Source organism: Oceanobacillus jeddahensis (assembly GCF_000750635.1).
Taxonomy (GTDB): Bacteria; Bacillota; Bacilli; order Bacillales; family Amphibacillaceae; genus Oceanobacillus; species Oceanobacillus jeddahense.
In genome coordinates this window covers 408,975-429,747 of record NZ_CCDM010000005.1, presented here as the reverse complement: position 1 = coordinate 429,747, position 20,773 = coordinate 408,975, and the positions used below count along the sequence as shown (strand labels likewise).

Genomic DNA, 20,773 nt, shown 5'->3' with positions numbered 1-20,773 from the left:
TATTCATATTCAAAAGAGCATGCTGTTCATTTATATGCATACCCTACATTTTGCAAAAGCTTTTAATTATTTAATTTTGTAAACATTAATTTTAAAAGGTCAATTGATAATAAACAAAAGTTAGAGGCTTTCCTTCATAAGCAGTATCTTCCCGGCTCGTTTCTTTAAACCCTTTCTTTTCTAACACTTTTTGAGAAGCAATATTATCTGCAGTTGTCTGAGCCTTGATGCTTTTCAATCTCAACGTTTTCTCAGCTTCCACTTTGAGAAGTTCAACCGCCTTCCCTGCTATTCCTTTACCTGCATGTTTTTCACCAACTCGATAGCCTAAAAAAGCCATTTTCTGAGAAGAACGCATATCTGTTAAATTGATTCTTCCCAGGATTTCTCCATCGGTATCTTTGATTAGATAAAAGTAAGATGTACCACTAGCTTGTTCTTTCAGTAACTCATGAAGTCTATTTCGAAAATCTTCTTTTTGATAAAATGCTTCTCCCCGGGAAGGAACAAATTTTTCAAAATACTTCCTGTTATTTAACTCAAATGCATACAGCCTATCTTCATCCTCCATTTGCATCGGAGCAATATGTATCATCTAACAGACACCTCTTTTGTATCATACTATATATGACTTCGATACTTTTTTCATATATTATTTCACAAGAACAGCTTCCTGTCGACAAGATTTTAAAATCTTATTACCCTAAACAGAAAGAAGCTAAGACTTGGTTGATCAAATCTTTTAGCTACGATAAATAGATTCATATATTAAAAAATAAGATGATAAACTGTTGTAACTACAAAATAAGTGAGAAAGCCTGCTAAACCAACGAATAAAGTTTTCTTTTTTGTCATCCTTACAAGCTTCCTTTCTTTAAAAAGAGATCTTAAATAAACATTACATATCAAATTTAACATCTAAAATCCTTTAAAAAAAAGGAGATTTCCTTATGCGAATCCTCTTGTAACGTTTTATATTTATATATCAACTCATCCGAAAACTTTGGAGTCGGCGATTTTAGAATTTATCATGGAGAACCGTCTAAAACTCCCCCTGAATGGTTCGTTTTATATGCAAAAACAGAGGAAGCAGCTATTGTATCACCAAACAATGCCGCTCCACTATTTCTATTCAATCGATAACGCGGTGGTTCTCATCCACCTGCAGTTTTTCCGTCTTTTCCACAGCAGCAACAAACCCGTCACCATGACAAACGGTACAAGTATATTGCCATTGTTCATCGTCTCTTAATAAGCCTGTCCCATCACAAGCTTTACAAGCATGTTCCTGAGATCCCATAGCTACCTTCCTTTCTATTGTTTTTCTTTAATCCAATTAATAATTCCGCCGGCTAGAAGTATTTCAAGATGTCGCTTCGTCAAATCATGCTGAACGGTAATGGTCCGATCGGTTCCTTTTAGTTGAATCTCAAACGTGTGTTGCTTTTGAATCGTTTGATGGATTTGACGAAATTCCAGCACATCTCCCTGGCGAACCAAATCATAGTCTTCCTCATTTACAAACGTTAATGGCAAAATACCGAAATTAATCAAATTCTGTAAATGAATACGGGCAAAATCTTTCACAAGTACAACCCTTAACCCCAAATAACGGGGAGCTAAAGCTGCATGTTCCCGGCTTGAACCTTGTCCATAGTTAAAGCCTGCAACAACCATATGACCGCCATCATCACGTTTTTTCATGGCTTCTTCGTAATACCGATCATCAATAATTTCAAACGCAAAGGTACTGATTTTTTGGATATTACTGCGGTATGGTAAAACGCGTGAACCTCCAGCAAGAATTTCATCTGTTGAAATATTATCATTCATCTTCAGTAAAACAGGTACATCAAAATTATCTTCAATTGGCTCAAAGTCCGGAATAGTAGTGATATTCGGTCCTTTTTCCAATTCAATTTGACTATTATCCTCTGGTGGGGCTTCCAACATGCCTTGCGTAGAAAATTTAATTGGTTCTTTTATTTTCGGGTAATCCATATCCAATGTTCTCGGGTCTGTAATAACGCCCGTTAATACAGAAGCAGCGGCTGTTTCTGGACTACAGAGAAAAACGCTGTCTTCTCTTGTTCCAGACCGGCCTGGAAAATTTCGTGGAGTTGTGCGTAAACTATTTTTCCCCGTAGCCGGCGCCTGCCCCATGCCAATACAACCATTGCATCCCGCCTGGTGCATTCGGGCGCCAGCAGACAGCAGATTTGCAATATGTCCATTTTCTACAAGCTGTTCCAACAATTGACGGGAGGTCGGATTAATATCCAAGGAAGTACCGTTGGCAATCTGCTTTCCCTTTACAATTTCACTGGCAATCGCAAAATCGCGGTAACCTGGATTAGCAGAAGAACCGATGTAAGACTGGTAGATGTCTTCTCCAGCTACTTCCGTGATAGGAACGACATTCCCCGGGCTGGACGGTTTCGCAATCAATGGCTCCAGCGCAGACAAGTTAATTTCTTCATGCTCATCATAAACTGCTCCATCATCCGCTTTTAATTCAATCCACTCATCTTCACGTCCTTGTGTTTTTAGAAAATGCTTAATTTCTTCATCTGATGGAAATACCGTGGCGGTTGCTCCAAGTTCCGCTCCCATATTAGCAATAACATGCCGATCCATGGCAGATAATTCTTTCACTCCAGGTCCATAGTATTCAAGTACCTTGCCCACACCGCCTTTTACACCATGGCGACGCAGCATTTCTAAAATGACGTCCTTGGCACTGACCCAATCAGGTAGTTTACCCGTCAATTCAATCCCCATGATCCGCGGCATTTTCACATAATAAGGTTCGCCGGCCATTGCCATCGTGACGTCAATTCCGCCTGCTCCAATTGCCAGCATTCCCATACAGCCGTTTGCACATGTATGACTATCTGAACCTAATAAGGTTTTTCCGGGACGTGCCAATTGCTGCATATGAACAGGATGGCTGACACCGTTTCCAGGTCTGCTGTAATAAATTCCAAATTTTTGTGCCGAACTTCGTAAAAATAAATGGTCATCTGCATTACGAAAGTCTTCTTGAATCAAATTATGGTCTACATATTGTGCAGATGCCTCTGTCTTTACTTTATCAATGCCCATGGCTTCTAACTCCAGCATTACCATTGTACCTGTAGCATCCTGCGTTAGCGTCTGATCAATCTTTATACCAATTTCTTCTCCCGCTTTCATCTCTCCTGACAGCAAATGATCTTGAATTAATTTTTGAGCTGCATTAAGCTGCATGTTGCTTCCTCCTTATTTTATACTGTCCTGATTAGAATATGCTTATATAGTAATTATTACACGTAGCAAATGAAGTTAAACTGTATACGCTTGCGAAAAACAGTTAATTTCAACCAACAATGATTAAACCCCATTCAAAAAACCGTTTTTATTTTTTCTCAACTTCTATCCCCATTGTAATATAGTTGTGATTTACTTAGACTTTGGCTTCATTTTCCTTTCCATCACTGGACGAATAAATGCTCCATAAATAAACCCTCCTATCAGAAAACCAATAATGTTATTCCAATATGGTTCACCTCCAAGAATGAAACTAACAATGAACATCATTACAGAACCTGTTAAAGCATATAAAAGTCCACTTATCCAACGGTTTTTCATTATTCGCTGCTCCTTCCAGCGTTCTTTATTACATGTTTACCCTTAAAGAAAACCGTGGAAACAACGAATAATAAAGAATTTTTAAGTCCTTTAGCCTCAACCTCTCTATTTCTTAACCATCATTAAAAAATTTAAATACATTTAAATTTGCACTTATAGAATTAGCCTTATATAATAAATGAAAATATGAATTAAATCCCAAAGGGGAGTAGCATAATAGCAGCTGTCGTCATTACAGGAGAGATCCTCGGCACTGCTGGCAGCAATTTCATTTTGTTGCTTGCGAGACCTTTGTCCATATAAGTGGGCAAAGGTCTTTTTTTAATTTAAAAAGGATTCGAAAAACGAATATGCGTTTTTCGAATAAGCTTTTGCCACACTTACTTCTAAGGAGGAAAAGAAATGTCTAAATTTACGAAGCTTCTCAAATCAAAAGTGGTAAAAGAAGGAATAAAGCAGGCACAAAAACACGCTCTGCCTGTTATCAAAAAAGAATTAGAAAAAAAGAAAAGGCAATGTGAAAAAATAATGGAACAGTCCAGATATGCTCACTATGTATCCACTGTCTTATTTCAAAAAAGAAATAGACGCATGAAAGTACTCAACCACCATCGTGATTTAGAATTATATGGAATGGGGAGAAGTGCTGCTGTATTCAAACTTAAAAATGAAAATAGGGTGATTAAAATCTTTTATTCACCGTTTGAAGAAACAGCAAAAGAAGAAAAACAAAACTACGAAAAATTAAACGGCGATGATTACTATCCCGTTATATATGAAGCTGGAAAAAATTATTTAGTAATGGATTTTATTGAAGGAAAAACATTCTTTGAATGTCTGGCAGAAGGGATTCCATTGGACCCTTATTATATGGAAGAGGTGGACCGCGGATTACAATATGCAGAAAAAGCAGGATTAAACCCGTCCGATATTCATTTGCATAACCTTATTCTAACCAAAAAAGGGAACGTGCATATTATTGATGTAGCGCGTTTTTCCCAAGAGAAAAAATGCACTCAATGGAATGATTTGAAATGGGCTTATACACGATATTATCAACATGCTTATTTCCCAAAAAAGATACCCAGATGGGTTATGTATACTGTATCAAAACTATATCGGCTTTATAGATATATCTATAATTAAAAGGAAAAGAGCCAGTCCTGCTTCACTCTTTTCCTCTTCATTCTTTTCAAAATAAATATTTTTTGTAAAAACGTTATTCTTCTCTTTCAAAATCAGAATGTCTGTATCCGCTAACCTCATTTTCTTGGTTAACATATACAATGACAGCTGCGTTTTGTTCCGTAAACTCCCCTTCATAGACAAACGCATAATTTCCGGCAGAAGGACCATAATAATCTTCTTCATGGTCCAACTCAAAACGAACCAGCTCTCCATACTCCTGCTCAATATTATTCCGCCATCTTTCAAGATCTTCCGGGGTAGTATCTGTTTCAGCCTCTTCGCTCAAAAGATCGGCAGCATCTTCAAAATCTTCCTCTACTATGCGTGTTAAAAAATCATCTGCCGTCTGGTGTGCTTCTTCAGGATAAATATAATCTTCCTCTTCATTATAAATCCGGGAATAGTATCCTGTGATTTCATTATCTTCATTTAGATATACATTAAAAAGAACCAGTTGCTCGCCAAATGCCCCTACGTAGATAAGTGAATAATCACTTGAAAATGTTTGCTCTTCATAAAGATTAAATTGCGTAAACGCCCCATACTCTTCTTCAAAATTTCTCCAGTCTGCAGCTATATCTTCAGATGTAATTTCCAGCTCCATATTATCATCAAATAAATCAGCCGCTTCCTCAAATTCTCCCTCATTTGCAAAATCCAGAAATGCTTCCGCAACTTCATGAGTGCTATCTGAAAACTGCAAATCAGGGTTAATATTTGTCCGAAAATTAAATACTTCATTGCTTCTATTAATTCCAATATAAAAGAGCACCGTACGTACACCAAATTTACCTTCAAAAACAAAATCAAAAACGGATGTTCCTTCTTCTTCCTCAACCAGTTGAATTTCAGCCAGACCTCCATACGTCTCAGCAGTTGGAACAAATAAATCCTCAAAATCTTCAGCAGTCCATTCTCTTATTGGATTCTCATTGAACAAAGACGCTGCTTGTTCAAATTCTTCTTCTCCTAAAAGTGTTAAAAAATCCTCCGCCGTTTGCACTGCTTCATCTCTAGCAGTTTCTCTATTTTCCTCATCTATTTCAGAAACAGTTTCTCCACATGCTGAGAGGATAACAACAAGTAAAATAACTGTTAATAGAATCGTTAATTGTTTTAACTTCAAATTTAATGCTCCTTTATATTGATGATTTACTTGCTTGTAATCGTCGAATGCAAAATTATACTTCTTTTAAATTCAGATATTATGTATCTATTAGACTCTATCCTAAAAATACGCCTAATCTTTTAATATCGTACCACATGCTTGAATGGCTTGCTAGAGTTCAAATAATGATGTTGAGAGAACTATTAATTTTTTACCTCCAGATCATTTCCTCCAAACAAGTTTTATCAAAATTAGAAATCACGTTTCGTACAAATGTTTTTAACAGCAATTGAAAAGAGAACTGCCTCGACAAAGAAATGTTACTATCAGATTGATTAGAGAAAATAGTACGATAGAGAATGTTTATATATTTACGAAAGCAGCGTAAATCAGCATTTTTATGAAGGTGTAAGAAAATGACACAAAGCAATTTGGAGATTTAAATTAGATGATACGGAGAAGAGTTATTGGGAGATATAAATAAGAGGGATTTAATTTCATGGAAACCCGAATTAGTTCTCCTGCAAAATTGGATTTATACTAAATAATACCAGTCAAAAACTTAGGTTATGATCATTGAACAAAAATCAGAATATTCAAAAAATAAATATCGTTTAAGAAAAATGATATTTATTTTTTGATAGAAAAGTTCAACCTTCAATCACCACAGACATTTTAAGCGTTTGAAAAGTATGATTTAAGATCACTTCATTAAATTCTTCGATAAAGGTAAAGCCGTATTTAGCGTAAAATGACTCTGCTTGATGATTTCCCTTTTCCAGGTAAACCACTAATTCGTCACCACGTTGTAATTCATTCATTATTTTCTTTAAAAGTGCGTTGCCTAAACCTTTTGATTGAAATTCAGGGTGGACATATATTGCAGATAAGTCATTCTCTTTCTTACTTTGGTGCAAATTTGCGAATGCAACCACCTTATTTTCGATTTCTCCCACGAAAAAAGCAGTCATATCCAGCTTGCGATGAAGCTGCTCTATGGAATAAGCCTTTTCTAAAAAATGTTCTTGGACAGAAACAGGAATTATATTTTTATAAGTTTCCTCCCATGCTATTTGAGCAACTTGCTGAATAGCAGAAAAGTCAGCTTCTGTTGCTTTTCTGACCGTAATACCCATTTCGTCCCTCCTTTATATAGCGTTTCCTTATTCAATATATTACTTCTAATTCTTTAAGAAAACGCATTTATTCTTTTTCATCACTTTCAAAGCTTCTCTTTTACTGAGTTTAGACAATGGCGTTTTATCAACAAAGTTCCGTACAGACTGCGGATTGGTTTTAGAGTATTCTCTTAACGACCACCCGATTGCTTTATCGATAAAAAACTCTTCTGATCCCAGACACTGATTAATATAGCTATCTAGCAATTCTTCATCTGTTTGGTTTTTATATTTCAATTGAAATATAATCGCTGTCCGTTGCAGCCATATATTTCCCGAACCAATCCATTTTCGTGTAATATCTTTTTTGTTCTGCGGATATTGTACGAAATAAGCTCCTATATGTTTAATCCAATCTACTGTATCCCACCACGATTTATGAATGATCAGATATTCTAATAATTCAACATCCTTTTCTTTAAAATGTTTGATTTTTCGATCCATTAATTCTAAAGCAATGCTTTGATAATCTCTTTCAGGAAGCTCCCAAAGTTCATAAACGATCTCATTAAAATGTTCCTCTGGTGGCATCCCATACTTTTTTATTAAAAATTTAACTAATTCCTTTCTTTGCAGAGCTCTAAGACCAAAAAATTCAAACTGATTATGCATGTATTTTTTCATCTTTACAGCATCATCTTTATGCTCATACTTCATTAATAAGCTATGAATTACTTGTATATATTCATTGTTCATTTATTTGCACCTCTAGTTAAAGTGGAAAATAGGCTTACGTATTATCATAAATAAGAAAGAATCCATTTAAAAAAGGAATTACATAAGAAATACTACATATCACTCAAATATTTACAACTTAGCTATTATCAGTCGAAGAGCGCAGGTAAAAGTTGGTTTCATTCTAAACTCTCCATACTTTTTATCCCATTCTCCTGATTCAAGCTCATCTGCTAGCCTTTTCACAAGTTTATCTTCTACTCCTACAGGCAAAAATCCCCACGCTGACTGCGATAACCTGACCTCTTTTTCTAAAAAAGCTTCAGGTCTTCCGTAAAAAGCTTCCTGAAATCCATCTACGCAATCAAAAGGAACTGGAATAGGTTGAATCTCGCATTCTCCATCAAGCGCCTCAATAATGAAATCTATAGTAGGATAACGAGCTTTTTCCACCTCTATGAGTTCCGGAAAGTAATGTGCATTCCAAAAATTATCCAATGCATCCGGATCAAAGGTCATAATTACAATTTTTTCTCTTGTAACTCTTCGCAACTCCTTTAAACCTTTACGCATGTTTGGCCAATGATGAACTGTAACCATTGCCATAGATGCGTCAAAGGAATTATCATCAAATGGCAATGAATCTGCTGTGCTATTTATAGCTGGAACCTTTTGTGACTTTAGGCGTTGAGATCGCATCACACGTGATGGTTCAACTGCTGCTACATATCTGTCCCCCGGCTCATAGGAGCCTGCCCCTGCGCCTACATTTAATATTGTTTTTGCTGAACCCAACGCTTCGTAAACATAGGCTTCAATTCTTTGATCAGTTTGCCTATACCCAGAATATTTTTGACCATACCTGTCATAGTTAAAAGAAGGGTCATTAATTTCCATACAATTTTCAACTCCTTATTTAATAACCTTTTTAAATCATCATTGGATTATTGACGAACGAATCGTTTTTTGGGTTCAAACTCTGACTACTTTGTTGAATACGTACACTTATATTTATCTATTCAATTGTATCAAACCTTTTTATAAATTAGTTGGATTCTTTTAAATTAATTCACTTATCTGGTAAATTAACTTTTAAAAAATTCTTTTCATTGTAAAACAACAAATAAAACATAAAAAATATCAAAGGCTTAAAAACCCTTGATATCATTAATTTTCATATTTTATGCAGCAAAGAAATTTAAACTTTACAAGTTATCATTTCCATGCAGTTTTCAATTGGATGACGTCGGCCACATAGGTGTTATACTGAGATTGTCAAGCTTAACTTTAAAAGCAAAACTGTCAAATCGATAATAGAATATTATTTTCTCTACAAGCTCGTCATTTGTACTATATACTAACCTTTCTGCTTTCAACAATGGAGATCCCGTAGGCACTTCTAAAATTTTGCTCAATTCTTCGTTTGCAGGATATGCTTCAATGGATTGTTCTGCATTTTTCAGATGAACATTACATTTATCCTTTAATAATTGATAAATCGTGTTATTTTCCAGGTCTTTTTTGGTAAGTTTCTCTCCAAATTTAGTTGGAATATATGCTTGGGCAAGTGCAATCGGTTCACCTTCGATAATGTGAACACGTTCAATATATAATGTTTCGATATTATTACCATCATCATTTTTAGAAAATGTAGGAGATGTTAATTTTGTTTCCTTCTTGATCACTTTCACTTCTGGATTGTAACCACTTAATTTAATAATATCTGTCAAACTTCTCAAGTCATCTAAAGTCTGTTCTACTTTTTCTTGTTTAACAAAAGTTCCTTTTCCATGTATGGTAACAACTAAATTCTCCTCTTCCAACAATTCAATCGCTTTTCGAATTGTAATTTTACTTACACCAAATTGGTCTTCTAATTCCTTTTGTGAACCTATCCTTTCACCGGAGACAAATTTTCCAGATAGGATATCTTCCTTTAATGTTTCTGCCACCTGCTGGTAAAATGCAACTGGTTTTTTCTTTGAAACAGGCATAACTGCACCCCCGGTCAACTACTTGAAATAATTATACCAATTATGTAATTCAACTGCCACACAAAAAGACCCGCTCCATTTTATTCTGGAGTGGATCTTTTTAATTAATATTGTTCTGAAAACTTGTGGAATGCATCTACCACTTTTGCAAGGTCATTTTTTGTAACTTCATAATGAACAATCATTCTAACCTTTTTCTTACCAATATTTTTTACCTTTATCCCTTTTGTCTGCAGATAATCTATCAAATTTTCGGATGTCACTTCGTCATGTCTTATCTCTGGGGACACAATATTGGTGGGAAAATCTTCAGGTTCCAATTCAAATAGCTTAAGTTTGCTTATCTCTTTCGCTAACCATTTGGCATTATCATTATCCTTTTTTAATCTGTCAACCATATGTTCTAAAGCATAAATTCCTGGTGCAGCTATGATTCCAGCCTGTCTCATTCCCCCACCCAGGCGTTGTTTATTCAACCTAGCCTTTTTAATAAAATCTCCCGATCCTGCAAGTATCGATCCTACCGGACATGCCAACCCCTTTGTCATGCAAAATTGAACAGCATCAGCCTCCTCGCAAACTTCAGCAGGAGAAACACCTAATTCAACCGCGGCGTTAAACACTCTTGCACCATCTAAATAGATTGGTATTTCATGTTTATCAGCAATTTTTCTAATTTCTTTCATATGGTTCAATGGAATAACCTGCCCAGCATTCAAATTATAAGTGTTTTCAAGACAAATTAGACTGGTTGGAGGCCGCTGTATATCTCCTGAATTTATCGATTCTTTCAACTCAGCAAGATCATATTGACCTCCAGTAACACCTATCGTTCTAATTTGAACTTGCGCAACCACTGATGTTGCTGCACCTTCTAATGTATATATGTGTGAATCTCTACCCATGATGATTTCATCACCGCGTTCACAGAATGTCATAATTGCTACTTGATTGGCCATTGTTCCTGAAGTAAGTAATAAAGCATCTTCCTTACCTAATAATTGTGCAGCTTTCCGTTCCAACTCTTGTACGGTTTGATCTTCTCCCAATATATCATCACCCAATTGGGCATCCATTATTGTATTTAACATTTCTCTAGTTGGTCTTGTTACTGTATCACTTCGTAAATCTACTACTTTATTCAACACCTGTTTCTTCCTCCTTACCATTCCTATCACCAAAATATTTGTTAACCATCATTGCCAACGCCCCGTCTCCTGTTATATTCGTTGCAGTGCCCAGTGTATCTTGTACCATAAACAAAGCAAGCATCAAACCAAGTCCAACTTCATTAAAACCAAGAATAGACTGAAGTATACCGAGCGTCGCCAGCACAGATCCGCCTGGTACACCAGCTGCTCCTGTTAATATAATCCCAAGGACTATGATAAATACAGTAATTAAAGATATTTGCGGCAGTTCCCCCAGAGTAATCAAAGAAACAGTAATAGCACTGATTGTAAGCGTTAATGCAGCTCCCGCAGAATGTATATTAGCACATAAAGGCATCACAAAATCAGCAATTTTATTATCCATTTTGGGAATTTTTTTACCTTGACGTAATGACACAGGAATTGTCGCCGCACTGGACATTGTTCCCATAGCTGTAAAATAGGCTGGCAACATTACTTTTATCGCCTGAAAAGGGCTTATTCCTGTTATAGCAGAAGCAACTGAATACTCAATTGCCAGCCATAATAACTGGAGAGCAACTATAAGTATTAACATTTGGCCAAAAATGACAATTGCTCCAGAAACCTCGCCTTCTGCCGCTATACCAGTAAATATAAAAAAGATGAAGAATGGTATGACCGGAATAATGAATTTTCTGACAACCACATCAATGATATTCTTTAGCTCAAGGACAACTGTACTAATTACTTTCGCTTTTCCCCAACTTGCAGCTAATCCTATTACAATTGCGAAAATTAATGCTGGCATGATATCCATAAACGGCTGCAATTCAATTTCAACAATCGGATCAGGCAATGAATTTGCCCCAGGTTCTGCAAAAGTTCTTCCTTCAACAATTTGTGGAATGATTAAATACGAGCTTATTGCTGCCAGGCTACAAGCAATGATTGTATCTATATAGGACAAGCTAACTGTAAAAGTCAACATCTTCCCTGCACTTTTACTTAACTGTGCAATACTTGCAGCAATAAAACTAAAAATAATAAATGGTATGAAGAACTGAATTAGATTCCCTAGAAGTGCCCGACCAGTTTCAGTAATACTCAATAACCACTGCGGCGCAAAAATTCCAACTAGTATACCTAACACTAGACCAATCATTAATCTTGGAATCAGACCTATTTTCATTTCTACTCTCCCTCCATCTTTCATGATAGTATATAACATATCATATGATATCATATAATATCAAATGACGTTTTAATATTTATATTTTAGTAGTCAGAGATAAAGAACTTTAATAATTGATAAAAAGACGTGGAAATCATCAGGTCTTGAATAGTCCATTTTCATATAGTTAAAATAAAAAGAACCTTCTTATAAATAAGAAGGCGCTGTTGCACAATCAGTCAGCTGTCTGTGCAAGTGACTTTCACTTGCATAGCTGTCTCTTTTACAAATAGTAAATTTAATGTTAAATGCTTTCGACAGTTTGATGTTATTCTGAAAAGGGAAAATATCAATAGATAAAGAAAGTTTTTTAGAGAATAACACAATCCATAAAATAATTGAGTAAACAAGCATTAGCATATAGGAGGGCTTATCGATGTTAAACCGGATTATCCCTGGGAAAAATTCCCCAATTTTGCGGCTTTAAGACATAAAGATAATAAAAAATGGTTTGGTTTAATTATGAATATTACAGAAGACAAGCTAGGAATTAAAAACGACAGAAAAATTGATGTATTAAATGTGAAAGCTAGAAAGGAATTTATAGGTTCATTAAGAAAAAATGAAAATATATATCCTGCGTATCACATGGATAAAGATAACTGGGTCAGTATAGTTCTCGATTATACAAAGGATTTAGATGATATCCGGGATTTAATTGCAGAAAGCTATGAATTGACTATCTGAAAAAGCTTTTCAGCCACTTTTGTAATTAAGAAAAAACTAGAGATATGGGTTTAGAAATTTAAACTAAGAACTGTTGTGCAATTGGATTTTTAATTGCGCAACAGTCCTTAAAAAAACAGTAATCAAAACACTTCACTTAAAACTGATAGATTCATTGAAAAATGCGGTGCCTAATAAAACGGCGAATATAGTCCCTGCTCCAGACCAAATTGCGTCAAGATAACCTTTAAAATCCTTCATGCTATTTACGATAAACCAGCAAAGCAGTTAAAAATGTCTTTTACTCCACAGGAATTGGAATCTCAAACCTTGTTTCTTCCTCAATCGCTTCCGCCTCAAAAGTTAGATACATGACATCATTATCCTCATAAGAATTATGTGCATATGCCAAGTTTCCAGTAATCTCCTCTCCAGGTGCTAGTTCATCATTTCTTTCCGTAAAAGTCTCATCTAATGAGAAAAAACGGGGATATTCTTCGTCATACAGTTGTGCTGATAATTGTTCTATTGGCGTGATCGGGCTGTCTCCAGTGTTTTTAATGGTCACATTCGCAACCAGAAACTCTCCTCCATCTTCCGCAGAATCACCTATATCTTCCAGTGAAACACCATCGACTGGATCCGTAGTAAGTTCTGCATGATTTAAAGTTACTTGGTACGAAAATCCATATGAACTGCTTATAATATCTGCTGTATCACCAATTTGATAAATATCTTTTTCTTCCGATTCATTTGTTTCTTCTGCCGCTTCTTCGGTTTCTTCATTATCACTATTCTCTTCACTTTCCACATCAGCGTCCCCGCTCGTATCCGTATTTTCAGCATTGCTGTTACCACAGCCTGATAAAATAATAGCGAAAATGAACATGAAAAAGATTTTCTTCATTCCGTTGCCTCCTGTTATATTTCTTCTATCCTATTTATATATTGATTATACCATTCAGCTTGCATTACTTTTTATTTAAAGAAAAGGATTCTGTAAAATCATCTGCATGCAAACCTGTCCATTGAACACTTTTTGCATACAACTCTTTTTGAAGTTCTTTATTATACGAAACGGGAGAAGTCTGTTCTATTTTATTATTTTTAAAAAACTTTCCAGTAACTTCTTTTACTTCATTGGATGCAGCTAAATAAACAGGTAAAGCTGCACCTTGTTCCGGAGTCTTAGAAAATAATTTCATAACCGGTTTCAAAAGCTCCGGTGACATTCATGTCGCCTGCGGTGTATAAATGAAACCCGAGTGCAGCGCATTCACAGTCACTCCTTTACTTTCTAAGCGCTCACTCAGATAATACATCATCATTAGAACAGCAGTCTTTGCAGTTTTATCATTTTGGTCGAGAAGACTCCATCCTCAAGCGAAGCTAGGGTGGAGATGAATCGCCTTTTTTCGTAGGCAAACTTACGTTCTCGTTGTACAATATCAATATACGAAACATTCTTTGAGAACTGGGTATACAGGGGTATGACAAGAAATGCTTTGTCACGTAAAATATCCAAGCACTACTTGACACGCACACACTGAAGTTGCGAAAACCAAGCTAAAATAGGGTGTGCGGTGAAGCCGTCGTATAAAGTATCAAAGCATTCACCATAGGGACTACGGGTAGAGCCTGCTAAAATAACTGATGGATGCATTGGTGTTCGCAGGAATCTCCATCTTCAGATTTTGCTTGAAATCAAGATGGAGTAGTTCAAATGCCTGCATCCCGGAATAATTGGAAGCAGGCGGTGACGGAAATAAGTATGCAGCTTTTATAAGGATCATTCTTGATCATCATTTATGCTGTATACCCGCCATCAATTGGAATTACAGCACCTGTAATATAGGACACCTCATCTCCCAAAAGATAAACAACTAAATCTGCTATCTCTATAACAGTGCCCTGCCGTTTTATTGGAATTGAGGCTTCAATCTCTTTCTGCTGCTTCGGATCAATATTTTCAATCATCGGCGTTTTTATACTCCCCGGGGCAATCGCATTAATTCTAATATTCTTATCAGCATATTCTAACGCTGCCGTCTTGGTCGCACCAACTACACCGTGCTTTGAGCTTCCATATGCAATAAGAGAAGGTGTGCCTTCAAGCCCTGCACCGGAAGCAGTATTGACAATCGCACCACCACCTGATTTCTCCATTGCCTGAATAACATATTTCAATCCATACAGCACACCTTTTAAGTTAATATCAATTGTATCACTGATCTGGCTATCTGAAATCTCAGCAGTCATTGCAGATGATCCAACAATCCCGGCATTATTATAGAATAAATCCACCCGTCCAAAATGAGCCATTGTTTCTTCTACATAATTTTTTACTTCTTGCGGATCTGTCACATTTGCTTGCAAAAAAATGGCTTCTCGACCAGCTGCTTTCATTTCTTCAACCACTTCATTCCCTTTTTCATTATTCATATCTATTGCAGCAACTTTCGCACCTAAAGTTGAAAGTCGTGTTGCAACTTCTCTTCCCATTCCGCTGGCTGCACCTGTTACGATAGCAACTTTATTATCCAATTTAACCATGAACATTTCCTCCTCTTTATTTGAAATCGCTTTCATTAAACGTAACATTTTATCCTTCTAATTTCCAATTAGTGAATGTTTATAAGGCGGTGCACATGTTTTCAGCTGCTTAACATGTGCACCGCCTTATAAAACGAAACTTCACTCAGTGGGAGCTTTTGTTCTTTTCCCACTGAGTGTTAGTTGAGTGATTCAGGGAGTTAGCGTCCGTTATCTCCCGCCTAAATAAATTTATTTTCATGCTTTATTTTGAGGCGGGAGTTTTACGGACGCTTCTCCGTGATAAAAAAGCATATCATTCTGGTTTTCCTTTTCAACTTTCATTTCCCTATCCATAAATGGTTCAAACACAGCCTCTAAGATTTTAAAATCCATGCATTTATGTAACGATTTTGCATGAAACAGCCCATCGTAATTATATGTAGTCAGCTGATATGCCAACTCCCCTTTAATATAAACTCTGCTTCAACAGAGTTTAATATTAATTTGTTTTTCCTATAGTGCAAATCTGCCGCAATACTCTTTCCATAAGAGTAAATTCATTTCATTTTAATCTTTTTTTCTAGTAAATTTTCCTGCACCAGATTTTTAAAACTAGATACTTTCCTATCAGAATTAAAAAATCGTTTTGGAAGGAGAATTGCTTTATTTTTAGATATATAAATTAAAAACATATCCTTTTTTTCAAAAACCTTATATACATCTTTCCATTCAATATACATATTGGATTTTCCTCTTTTTTGATTAATTCCTTCCCGGTTGATGGTATAAGAAATATCAGATCTTATTAAACGGTCACTTTTATATTCTTTACGGACACGTAACCAGATAAAAAAGATTGCGATGAACACCAGCGAACCTGATGTGAGTGCTGCTTTGAATGCATCAAATAAAAGAATTCCAGCCATATTTCCATACCTGCCATAAATAAACTGTAAAAATAAATCTGGTATAGAGGCATAACCATGTATGATAAAAAATACGAAAAAGAATCCTATGAAAAAAAGAAGAAGGACTTTCCTTGGATGGTATATGGAAAATTTCAGATAATCCTTATATGTTATATTTGTTGTTAACGTAAGTTCATTTGTTACATTGTTTGACATTACTTGTATGCTCCTTACTTCAAATACTGCTTTAAAAAGCAATTCATTTCATAAACTTCATTTAGCAGAATAAAATCATCGGCTTCTACTTACCAACAATACTATCTCCACATTCTTCCTCCCCCATTTGATTTGTCATTTAAAATTTCTCCTTCTGATCATGTCTGCAAAATCCTTTTATATCAATTAGTTTCCTAAAAGTAACTAGGTTTAAATAAAGTGCCTACTTTTCAATAAGAGACTCAAGGGTTATTATAACTCTAGTAATCAAATCAATACAATCTTATTATTTGATTGATTTCATATAAATTTATACGGAGGGTTTTAACATGACTAGAATTGGTATTATTACAGGAAGTACACGTGATGTACGCGTAAACCTGCAAGTTGCAGAATGGGTGAAAGATTTTGCAGATAATAAAGATGTGGATGCAGAATTTGAAATAGTTGATATTAAAGAAAGTGGTCTTGGACGTTTCAACGAAGCTATCCCGCCACTTATGACAAATAAAGATTATGCAACAGAAGCTCAAAATGCATGGTCCAGAAAAATTGATTCATTTGATGGATTTATTTTTGTTACACCAGAATACAACAAAAATTTCCCATCAGGTCTTAAAGATCATTTAGATTATTTAGGTTCAGAATGGCATCATAAAGCAGCTGGTATCGTAAGCTATGGTTCTACTTTAGGTATCGCAGCTTCTCTCGCACTACGCACCACTTTGTCAAACTTAAAAGTAGCAACGGTAGAACCACAAGGTGCATTCAGCTTATTTAACGACTTTGAAAACATGGCAACTTTCACACCAATGGAAGTGCATAAACCAAGATTTGGCGAAATGATTGATGATGTTGTTGCCTGGTCTACTGCACTGAAATCTGTGCGAAAAGAAAAAAGCTTCGTGTAAATCATAAAAACAAATAATTCATCCAAAATATCCGTTGAAAGATACAAGTGTAAAATGAAACTCACAAACAAAAAGATAGTGAAAAATTCTTCATGTTGAGGGCGGACACCGATTAGTATAATTCAATGGAATGATAAATTCCTGCTTATGCAAAATGTTTAAAACAAGAACTATTTTGCATAAGCAGGAAATGAAAATGATATGCTCTCTTTATAGTGGTCAGAGAAATCTCTCAAACTATGCAGAGAGCATTTATTATTTCTAGCATATTGTCAGCCATAGGTTACAGGAAGAACTGCTCAAAATCTCCCTTTTACCATTTTTTCAGTAATGGAAGTGCATTATACCAGTAGAAAGGAAATTGAAAAACGAGTACTAATATTTTCATTTTATATGAACTCCTTCTTATAAATAGTTTTATTGTTAAGCTTTAAATTTTTTACCTTTTTGTTTGTGTTGAATGAAACACTTAACATTTCCATTGGATATGTTTTGGAGCCATGCTCCTTTTAGAATTCTGTATATCAAGTAAAACGATTGATTTTTAATTCCTATTTATTCTTTCTCTTAGTAATTCTTTTACTCTTGGAATTACTTTCTCACCATAAAGACGAATTGTCTGGAAGCGATGTTTTTGAAGCTGTCCTCCCACACTATAAACTAAATTAAATCGTTGAACTCCAACAGCCGGTATCGTATGGGCAATTTTCTGGGCAACGGTTTCTGGACTTCCAACAAAATAAGCTCCATCGTTGACTTCGTATTCAAAGTGTTCTCTTTTCATCGGTGATCCGCCCCGTTCTCTAGCTACTCTGTCCATCGTAGCTTTTATATAGTCCCAGGCAATCTCTTTTGCTTCTTCGTCCGTTTCAGCAATAACACCTAAAGAATGCATGCCCACAGATTGAGGCGTATTCCCTAATTCATGCGTTGTTTTGTGATAAAGATCTACAAACGGCTTAAAACGTGCTGGATTTCCACCAATAATGGCTAACACAACAGGGAAATTATATTTTGCTGCACGAACGATAGACTCTGGAGTACCGCCCACACCTACGACAACATCCAGTTTTTTCTCCAGTTTAGGATAGACTTGAACATGATCAAGTGATTGTGTGAGATTTCCTTTCCAAGTAACTGGTTCATTTTTAATTAACTCATTCAGAAGCGCAATCTTTTCCTCAAAAAGCTCATTGTAGTTCCTTAAATCATAACCAAAAAGTGGAAAAGACTCTGTATATGCTCCACGTCCAATCATCATTTGAGCACGCCCATTTGATAAAGCATCAATGGTCGCAAAACGTTCATATAACCTTACCGGATCATCGGAACTTAAAACCGTGACACCTGTACCTAAAGTAATGTTCTTTGTTACTAAGGAAAGTGCAGCTAAAACAGTTTCCGGACTTGAGATAGAATATTCTTCACGGTGATGCTCACCTAAAGCAATTGCATCCACCCCATGTTCATCCGCCAATTTTGCTTCTTCCACAATATTTCGTAATGATTCTTCATAGCTCATCCGTTCTTTTGTCTCGTCTTTATAAGCAATATCGCCAAATGTATCCAGGCCAAATTGCAATTGATCAACATTTATATGCATCGATAAACCTCCATATTTTCACCTTCCGTATAAATTTATATAAAATAAATCAAATAATAAGATTGTATTTATTTGACTACTAGGGTTATAATAAATCTAAAGTTTCTTTTTGAGAAGTAGGCACTTTAATTAAACCTAGTTACTTTTAAGAAACCATTTGATATATAAGGAATTTAAACATCAATTTATAAAGGAGAGATGATAAAATGACAAATCAACCTAGAGGCGAAACCTGTAAAGAACTTCAGGCAGCATTAGATATTATTTCGGGTAAATGGAAGCCGATTATTTTATTCCATCTTATGGAGAATGAAACATTACGTTTTAGCGAACTGCAACGGGCTATTCCAGAGATCACGAAAAAAATGTTAACTTCCCAATTAAGAGAATTAGAATATAATAACATTATTGATCGCAAAGTTTATCAACAAGTGCCTCCAAAAGTGGAATATTCCATGTCAGATTATGGCCATGGATTAAAGCCATTATTAGTATCTATGAGAAGTTGGGGGTTCAACCATCTGGAGCATTTAAAGGGCTTGTATAGGGAAGATAATGAAAAGATGATGGAAAATTAATTCCACTCATTATATAAAGGAAATGGATAATCTGATACGAAAATGAAGCCATGAAAAATACCAAATTACTCTGATTGTGAGTGATTTGGTATTTTTCATGGACAGATTAACTATTATTCAACTAAAAACTTAATTAGCGACCCACTAATTAACCACAGTAAGCGATTCTAATAAGAGCATGATAAGAGAGCCGATTATGCTTACAGTAAAAAATGAATAACTTCTCCATGAATATCCTTTTTTTAGATTCATGAATGTGTCAGCTCCCTGGCATAAGCATCTTCATTTTACATCCTTCATTACTTACTTTCTCATAACATTAAGTTATATCACTGTTCCAAACTTGTATTTCTCAAACAAGAAATGAATCGTTATACTGTTTCTCAAATACTTTCTTTAACAAATGGAAAGTATTCTTGTTTAACGCATATAAATACATCTTTCTTTTTATTGGAGATTCTTCTATAGGAATAAATTTTACACCTTTATAATTTATCTTTTGAACTACCATAGATGGAAGATAAGAAATACCTGCTCCTTGGGCGACAAACCCAATAAGTGAATGATAAGGCATTTCAATAATCTCGGGCGGTTTTTCTACATGATTTTCTATTAAAACTTTTATTCTGCTGTACAAAGGAGAATCAATAAAAGGTAAAAGTTGTGTGTATTTTAGGCATTCGGTTATCGATATACTTTGATTTTTAGCAGACTCGTATTTTTCTGGAACAGCTGCATAAAATTCATCATCAAATAGCCAAGTAGAAATCAAGCCGTTTTGATGGGGATAGTCCTGAATAATCGCAGCATCAATTTCACCAGATTTCATTAGTGGAATTAAATCTATTGTATCATCAGTCACTTTGGTTATTTGAATATTTAATTGCTCTGTATTGTCAAAATAATCAGGGTAATAGTACATCGCTAAAAAGGGATCACTGCCAATTTTTATATTTTGATCAGTTATATGTTTAGCAATATCAAATCTTAATTGGTGAATAGTAGGTTCTATATCATTGAAAAATCTTTCTCCTTTTATGGTGAGGGTAACACCTTGTGAATAGCGATTAAAAACAGGAAATCCCAATAGTTCTTCCAGCCTTTTTATTTGTTTTGTTAAGGCTGGTTGAGAGATATATAGCTTTTCAGCTGCTCTTGTTATACTTTTTTCTTTCACTACCGTGACAAAATATTCAAGCGTTTGTAAATTCATCATATC

General features: G+C 35.3%; 22 protein-coding genes. 4 read left to right on the top strand and 18 right to left on the bottom strand.

Features of this window, described 5'->3' with window-relative positions; translation table 11 throughout:
- Positions 1-91: 91 nt before the first annotated feature.
- The 4 genes from BN986_RS20815 to BN986_RS20805 form a co-directional block, all read right to left on the bottom strand.
- Entirely contained in the window at positions 92-595 is a 504-nt protein-coding gene (locus BN986_RS20815) for a GNAT family N-acetyltransferase (protein ID WP_040983698.1), read from the bottom strand.
- Between the two features lie 537 nt (positions 596-1,132).
- The gene (locus BN986_RS27460; RefSeq protein WP_187378596.1) at positions 1,133-1,300 is read right to left on the bottom strand and encodes a hypothetical protein; all 168 of its coding nucleotides are present in this window, start codon (positions 1,298-1,300) and stop codon (positions 1,133-1,135) included.
- 14 nt (positions 1,301-1,314) lie between these two features.
- Complete coding sequence (locus tag BN986_RS20810) at positions 1,315-3,249, bottom strand: aconitate hydratase (RefSeq protein ID WP_040983696.1); 1,935 nt, start codon at positions 3,247-3,249, stop codon at positions 1,315-1,317.
- Positions 3,250-3,441: 192 nt separating this feature from the next.
- Positions 3,442-3,630: a hypothetical protein gene (locus tag BN986_RS20805; protein WP_040983695.1), complete on the bottom strand. Its 189-nt coding sequence runs from the start codon at positions 3,628-3,630 to the stop codon at positions 3,442-3,444.
- A gap of 402 nt (positions 3,631-4,032) precedes the next feature.
- Between BN986_RS20805 and BN986_RS20800 the strand changes: the two genes are divergently transcribed.
- The gene (locus tag BN986_RS20800) at positions 4,033-4,776 is read left to right on the top strand and encodes a protein kinase family protein (RefSeq protein ID WP_244445061.1); all 744 of its coding nucleotides are present in this window, start codon (positions 4,033-4,035) and stop codon (positions 4,774-4,776) included.
- Between the two features lie 73 nt (positions 4,777-4,849).
- On the opposite strand, the gene BN986_RS20795 is transcribed toward BN986_RS20800, so the two are convergent.
- The 7 genes from BN986_RS20795 to BN986_RS20765 form a co-directional block, all read right to left on the bottom strand.
- Positions 4,850-5,944, bottom strand: coding sequence for a DUF3887 domain-containing protein (locus tag BN986_RS20795; protein WP_040983692.1), 1,095 nt, complete (start codon positions 5,942-5,944; stop codon positions 4,850-4,852).
- A 632-nt stretch (positions 5,945-6,576) separates the two neighbouring features.
- Positions 6,577-7,062: a GNAT family N-acetyltransferase gene (locus BN986_RS20790; RefSeq protein WP_040983690.1), complete on the bottom strand. Its 486-nt coding sequence runs from the start codon at positions 7,060-7,062 to the stop codon at positions 6,577-6,579.
- 45 nt (positions 7,063-7,107) lie between these two features.
- The gene (locus tag BN986_RS20785) at positions 7,108-7,800 is read right to left on the bottom strand and encodes a DNA alkylation repair protein (protein WP_052400992.1); all 693 of its coding nucleotides are present in this window, start codon (positions 7,798-7,800) and stop codon (positions 7,108-7,110) included.
- A gap of 111 nt (positions 7,801-7,911) precedes the next feature.
- Entirely contained in the window at positions 7,912-8,676 is a 765-nt protein-coding gene (locus BN986_RS20780; protein WP_040983688.1) for a class I SAM-dependent methyltransferase, read from the bottom strand.
- Positions 8,677-9,011: 335 nt separating this feature from the next.
- Positions 9,012-9,773, bottom strand: coding sequence for a GntR family transcriptional regulator (locus tag BN986_RS20775; protein WP_040983686.1), 762 nt, complete (start codon positions 9,771-9,773; stop codon positions 9,012-9,014).
- A gap of 104 nt (positions 9,774-9,877) precedes the next feature.
- Positions 9,878-10,921, bottom strand: a complete 1,044-nt coding sequence (locus BN986_RS20770; protein ID WP_052400990.1) for a threonine aldolase family protein — start codon at positions 10,919-10,921, stop codon at positions 9,878-9,880.
- Positions 10,911-12,095 (bottom strand): cation:dicarboxylate symporter family transporter, encoded by a 1,185-nt coding sequence (locus BN986_RS20765; protein ID WP_040983682.1) that lies wholly within the window; start codon positions 12,093-12,095, stop codon positions 10,911-10,913. Before BN986_RS20765 ends, BN986_RS20770 begins: the two co-directional genes overlap by 11 nt.
- 402 nt (positions 12,096-12,497) lie before the next feature.
- On the opposite strand from BN986_RS20765, the gene BN986_RS20760 reads away from it, so the two are divergent.
- On the top strand, positions 12,498-12,824 hold the full coding sequence (locus BN986_RS20760) for an MmcQ/YjbR family DNA-binding protein (RefSeq protein ID WP_040983680.1): 327 nt from the start codon (positions 12,498-12,500) through the stop codon (positions 12,822-12,824).
- Positions 12,825-13,104: 280 nt separating this feature from the next.
- On the opposite strand, the gene BN986_RS20755 is transcribed toward BN986_RS20760, so the two are convergent.
- The 5 genes from BN986_RS20755 to BN986_RS25865 form a co-directional block, all read right to left on the bottom strand.
- Entirely contained in the window at positions 13,105-13,710 is a 606-nt protein-coding gene (locus tag BN986_RS20755; RefSeq protein ID WP_040983678.1) for a DUF4352 domain-containing protein, read from the bottom strand.
- Between the two features lie 64 nt (positions 13,711-13,774).
- Complete coding sequence (locus tag BN986_RS20750; protein WP_040983675.1) at positions 13,775-14,035, bottom strand: Rossmann-fold NAD(P)-binding domain-containing protein; 261 nt, start codon at positions 14,033-14,035, stop codon at positions 13,775-13,777.
- A gap of 574 nt (positions 14,036-14,609) precedes the next feature.
- On the bottom strand, positions 14,610-15,356 hold the full coding sequence (locus BN986_RS20745) for an SDR family NAD(P)-dependent oxidoreductase (protein ID WP_040983844.1): 747 nt from the start codon (positions 15,354-15,356) through the stop codon (positions 14,610-14,612).
- Positions 15,357-15,593: 237 nt separating this feature from the next.
- Positions 15,594-15,731 (bottom strand): hypothetical protein, encoded by a 138-nt coding sequence (locus tag BN986_RS20740; RefSeq protein ID WP_157037095.1) that lies wholly within the window; start codon positions 15,729-15,731, stop codon positions 15,594-15,596.
- 164 nt (positions 15,732-15,895) lie between these two features.
- On the bottom strand, positions 15,896-16,462 hold the full coding sequence (locus BN986_RS25865) for a YcxB family protein (RefSeq protein WP_052400988.1): 567 nt from the start codon (positions 16,460-16,462) through the stop codon (positions 15,896-15,898).
- Between the two features lie 329 nt (positions 16,463-16,791).
- Here BN986_RS25865 and BN986_RS20730 point away from each other — a divergent pair, with 329 nt between their 5' ends.
- On the top strand, positions 16,792-17,373 hold the full coding sequence (locus tag BN986_RS20730; RefSeq protein WP_040983670.1) for an NADPH-dependent FMN reductase: 582 nt from the start codon (positions 16,792-16,794) through the stop codon (positions 17,371-17,373).
- A 544-nt stretch (positions 17,374-17,917) separates the two neighbouring features.
- Here the strand turns inward: BN986_RS20730 and BN986_RS20725 are convergent.
- Entirely contained in the window at positions 17,918-18,976 is a 1,059-nt protein-coding gene (locus tag BN986_RS20725) for an LLM class flavin-dependent oxidoreductase (RefSeq protein ID WP_040983668.1), read from the bottom strand.
- Between the two features lie 206 nt (positions 18,977-19,182).
- On the opposite strand from BN986_RS20725, the gene BN986_RS20720 reads away from it, so the two are divergent.
- Positions 19,183-19,554: a winged helix-turn-helix transcriptional regulator gene (locus BN986_RS20720; protein ID WP_040983666.1), complete on the top strand. Its 372-nt coding sequence runs from the start codon at positions 19,183-19,185 to the stop codon at positions 19,552-19,554.
- 352 nt (positions 19,555-19,906) lie between these two features.
- Here the strand turns inward: BN986_RS20720 and BN986_RS20715 are convergent, their stop codons facing one another.
- Positions 19,907-20,767 (bottom strand): LysR family transcriptional regulator, encoded by an 861-nt coding sequence (locus BN986_RS20715; protein ID WP_040983664.1) that lies wholly within the window; start codon positions 20,765-20,767, stop codon positions 19,907-19,909.
- Positions 20,768-20,773: the final 6 nt, after the last annotated feature.